Origin of the sequence: Methylibium sp. T29-B, assembly GCF_000576225.1 — a bacterium.
GTDB classification, from domain to species: Bacteria; Pseudomonadota; Gammaproteobacteria; order Burkholderiales; family Burkholderiaceae_C; genus Methylibium; species Methylibium petroleiphilum.
The window spans coordinates 1-4050 of the sequence record NZ_AZSN01000232.1 but is presented as its reverse complement, the minus strand read 5'-3'; the positions used below and the strand labels follow the sequence as shown (position 1 = coordinate 4050).

Sequence of the window (4050 nt, the reverse complement as noted above, 5' to 3'; positions counted from 1 at the left end):
CAGTTCGCCGAGCGTGGTGTGGATCCACGCGCGCCAGCCGGGGTTGCCGGGCGGCGCGGCGAGCAGGGCGTCGAGCCGGCGCCGAGCGGCCTCGTTCTCGCCGCGCAGGGCCTGGTTCTCGGCCTGGCAGGCCTGGGCGTAGAGCGGCTGGCCGGCGTCGGCGAGGCGGGCGCAGGCGGCATCCGAATCGGCGTAGCGGCCCTGCACGCGGTAGACGGTCGCCAGCGTCAGCAGCGCCTGCGGTTGGCGCGGCGTGGCGGCGAGCAAGGCCTGCAGTTCGGCGGCGGCGCCCTCGAAATCGTGCAGGTACTGGCGCAGCGTGGCGCGCTGCAGGCGGATCTCTGCGGGCGGCGCCGGATCGGCCTCCCAGGCGCGCAGCGCGCCGAGGGCCTGGCCCGCGAGCCGAGCATCGCCATCGTGACGGGCGCGCTCCAGCAGGCTGCGCGACAGTGCCAGTGCGGCCTTCGCGTCACGCGGTTGCGCCGACAGCTGGCGCCGCAGCGCGCGCTGCTCGCTCACGTAGGTGCCGAGCGTCGGCAGGGTCTCGACGATCTCGTCGTCGCTGGCGGGCCGCAGCGCGGCGGCCTGCGCAGAACAGGCCACCGCCAGCAGCCCGAGCCAGGCCGGCACGCGCCGGCAGGCGCGGCCGACGCTCATTCGTCGATCGACGTGGGGTAGGGCGCGCGGTCGTCCACGTTGTCCGGCGGCATCGTGACGGCGCTCACGTCGACCGGTTCGCTGTCGTCCAGCATGCGGCTGGCCAGGCTGGCGATGTAGTCGAAGAAGCCCTGGTTGCTGGCGCTGGCGCTGTCGGGCGCCACGCTGTTGTCCTCGGCCGAGCCACCGCCTCCGCCCCCGCAGGCCGCCAGCGCGAGGCTGGCGGCCGCGGCGAGGAGCGCGGCCCGCAAACGTGTGGTGTTCATGGGGTGCTCCTCGGGGTCAGTGGCTGGTGCCGCCGATCGGCGTCGCCAGGTAGGGGAAGGCGCTCAGCAACGGCACCGTGGCCTGGTCGACGGCATCGTGCACCGCCGCCGAGGTGGCGCCCAGCGGCACGCTCGAAGGCTTGCACTGCGAGCTCAGGCTGCTGACACCCGGCACGCCGTTCAGGCCCAGCGCGTTGCCGTCGCCGTTGATCACGCACAAGCCACCCAGCACCGCGACGAGCGAGATGTCGACCACGTCGTCGTTCGGCCGCCGGCCGTTGGGGTAGCCGGCCAGGTCGACCGCCTGCGCCAGGTTCTGCGGCCCGCCGACGCGCAGCACCTCGCCGGCGACGCCGAGCCGGTTCTGCTGCGCGCGCGGCACCGGTGCGATCGCCGTGTTCAGGCGCAGCATCTCGGCCGGCGTGACGGTGGCGGGCTTGTTCACGCCGGCGATGCCGGTCAGGAACACCGTGGCCAGGTCGGTGCGCGGCAGGTTGGTCGGCGCCAGCGCGGCGGCATTGCCGTCCGCCAGCACCAGGCCCAGCAGCGCCGGCAAGGTCGGGTGGGTCACGTAGTCGAGGAACTGCGTGTCGTTCTGCGGCTTGGAGGCGTTGAACCGGTCCTTGTCCTTCAGCCCGATCACCACCTCGTTGACCAGCGGCATGCCCAGGCGCGACACCTGCACCCAGGGTCCGGCGTTCAGCGAGGCGGTCTGGTAGCCGGCCTTCGGTGCGCCCGACAGCAGCTGGCCCTGGCGCAGGCTGGCGGTGGTCCAGCCGCCGATCACCGGGTCGCTGCCGGCGGTCAGGCAGTCCTTGTGGATCTCGAGCGCCAGCGTGGTGACGTTCTTGTCGTCGATGGTGTTCGGCGCGGCATTGAGGTTCGCCGGGTTGGTGATGACGCTGGCCGGCGCATTGACCAGGTCGAAGATCGTGCCCAGGTTGACGGCGAACGGGTCCTTGCGCTGGCCGACGAACACCTTGCCGGGCGCGCTGCAGCCGGGGATGTTGACGCTGTAGACGTGCTGGGCGGCATAGGCGGGGTAGTCGGCGAGGGTCTTGACGCCGATGTTGTCGACCGGCTTGTCGAAGGTGGCGCTGCCGCCGGTGGCGTTGGTGATGGAGGCGCGGCTGCCGGAGCGGCGGTCGCCGCGCACGATGCCGACGGTGAAGGTCTCGGCGACGTTGAGGTTCGCGTCCTTGACGTTGGACACGGCGCCGGCCTGCGTCAGCGGGATCGACACCATCTTGTTGCCCACCGGCAGCTTGACGTCCTTCAGCGCGTTCAGGAAGCGGAACTGGAAGGTCAGGTCTTCCTTGGCGTCGCCGTTGTTGTCGATGTGGATCTCGTACAGCGCGTTCGGGTCCAGCTTGAAGTAGTTGGGGCCGCCGTAGGCGTCCTGCAGCGGCAGGTAGTTGGCGATCAGGGTCACGTAGTTCGCGCGGCCGGTCTCGTAGCTGCGGAACATGTAGAAGTCCGTGGCGTCGACCTTCGGGGCGGTGGTGATGAACGGGGCTTCGCGGTGGCTGGACGCCAGCGCGGCGCTGCCGGCGGCGCTCAGTGCGCAGGCCGCGACCACGAGCTTCAGGGCGCCGCTGCTGCGCGGGGGGTGATGTCGAGCATGCTGTCTCCTCAGGGTTGCGGTGGGACCGCAAGGTCCGACCCTCACCCGGAAGCGACGGTGCCGAGGCCCTGCTGGAGTCGCATACGCAGTCGCTGCGCGATCGGATGCAACGGCGTCATCCGGGTGACAGCGCTGACGCGTGTGCGTGATATCTTGGCTGGCACAGAACACGACACGGCGACGAACGGAGACCCCATGAGCCATACCATCGACTTGTCCGGCCGCGTGGCCCTGGTGACGGGCGCCTCCAGCGGCCTGGGCGCGCAGTTCGCGCTGACGCTGGCCGCCGCCGGCGCGGCGGTGGTGCTGGGTGGCCGCCGCATCGAGCGGCTGAAGACCCTGAGGGCCGAGATCGAGGGCCTGGGCGGCGACGCCACGTGGTCGGCGTCGACGTGACCGACCCCGACAGCATCCGCTCCGCGGTCGCCCACGCCGAGACCGAATGCGGCGCGATCGACATCCTCGTCAACAACTCCGGCGTCAGCACCACGCAACGCATCATCGACGTGACGCCGGAGGACTACGACTACATGATGGACACCAACACGCGCGGTGCCTTCTTCGTGGCGCAGGAGGTCGGCAAGCGCATGATCGCGCGCGCCAAGGGTGCGGCGCCGGGCACCTTCACCGGCGGGCGCATCGTCAACATCGCGTCGGTGGGCGGGCTCAAGGTGCTGGGCCAGATCGGCGTGTACTGCATGAGCAAGGCCGCGGTGGTGCACATGACGCGCGCGATGGCGCTCGAGTGGGGCCGCTACGGCATCAATGTGAACGCACTGTGCCCCGGCTACATCGACACCGAGATCAACCACCACCACTGGGGCACCGAGCAGGGCAAGAAGCTGGTGGACATGATGCCGCGCAAGCGCGTCGGCCAGCCCAAGGACCTGGACACCGCGCTGCTGATGCTGTGCGCCAACGAGAGCCATTTCATCAACGGCGCGGTGCTGCAGGCGGACGATGGATTCGGCCTCTGACGCCGGCGAGCGCCGGCCCGCGCGGGCAGCGCTGCGCGTGCTGTCGCTGATCGAGCAGCGCGTGGTGGCGGTGCTGGTCGAGAAGCAGCACACCGTGTCCGACAGTTACCCGCTGAGCCTGAACACGCTGCTGCTGGGCTGCAACCAGAAGACCGCGCGCGAGCCGGTGATCAATGCGACCGAGAGCGAGGTGCTCGCGGCGGTCGACGAGCTCAAGCGCCTGAGCCTGGTGATCGAGGTCAGCGGCAGCCGCGTGGCCCGCTACGAGCACAACCTGCAGCGCGTGCTGGGCGTGCCCAGCCAGGCCGCGGCGATCCTCACGCTGCTGATGCTGCGCGGGCCGCAGACCGCGGCCGAGCTGCGGGCCAACACCGAGCGGCTGCACCGCTTCGCCGACATCTCCTCGGTCGAGGGCTTCCTTGACGAGCTGGCGCTGCGCGAGCCGCCGCTGGTGGTGAAGCTGCCGCGCGCGCCGGGCTCGCGCGAGGCGCGCTGGGCGCAACTGCTCGCGGCCCGCCCGACGTGG

3 protein-coding genes and 2 pseudogenes are annotated in these 4050 nt (G+C 71.1%); 2 read left to right on the top strand and 3 right to left on the bottom strand.

The genetic code is table 11. The features are described 5' to 3' along the window. The 3 genes and pseudogenes from Y694_RS20185 to Y694_RS20175 form a co-directional block, all read right to left on the bottom strand. Positions 1 to 657 (bottom strand): annotated as a pseudogene (locus Y694_RS20185) (hypothetical protein); the annotation flags it as partial. Further along, entirely contained in the window at positions 654 to 923 is a 270-nt protein-coding gene (locus Y694_RS20180) for a hypothetical protein (protein WP_011829045.1), read from the bottom strand. The gene Y694_RS20180 and the pseudogene Y694_RS20185, both read right to left, overlap by 4 nt. 16 nt (positions 924 to 939) lie before the next feature. Then, positions 940 to 2502, bottom strand: a complete 1563-nt coding sequence (locus tag Y694_RS20175; protein ID WP_231497807.1) for a DUF4331 domain-containing protein — start codon at positions 2500 to 2502, stop codon at positions 940 to 942. A gap of 240 nt (positions 2503 to 2742) precedes the next feature. Between Y694_RS20175 and Y694_RS20170 the strand changes: the two are divergent. Together Y694_RS20170 and Y694_RS20165 are read left to right on the top strand one after the other, a co-directional pair. Beyond that, positions 2743 to 3524: pseudogene (locus Y694_RS20170) on the top strand (SDR family oxidoreductase). Continuing rightward, the coding region (locus tag Y694_RS20165; RefSeq protein ID WP_036235867.1) for a YceH family protein at positions 3508 to 4050 on the top strand (543 nt) is incomplete at its 3' end. The pseudogene Y694_RS20170 and the gene Y694_RS20165, both read left to right, overlap by 17 nt.

Coding starts and splice junctions, on each gene's coding strand:
- Y694_RS20180 (WP_011829045.1), bottom strand. CDS start 923: ATGAACACCACACGTTTGCGGGCCGCGCTCCTCGCCGCGGCCGCCAGC.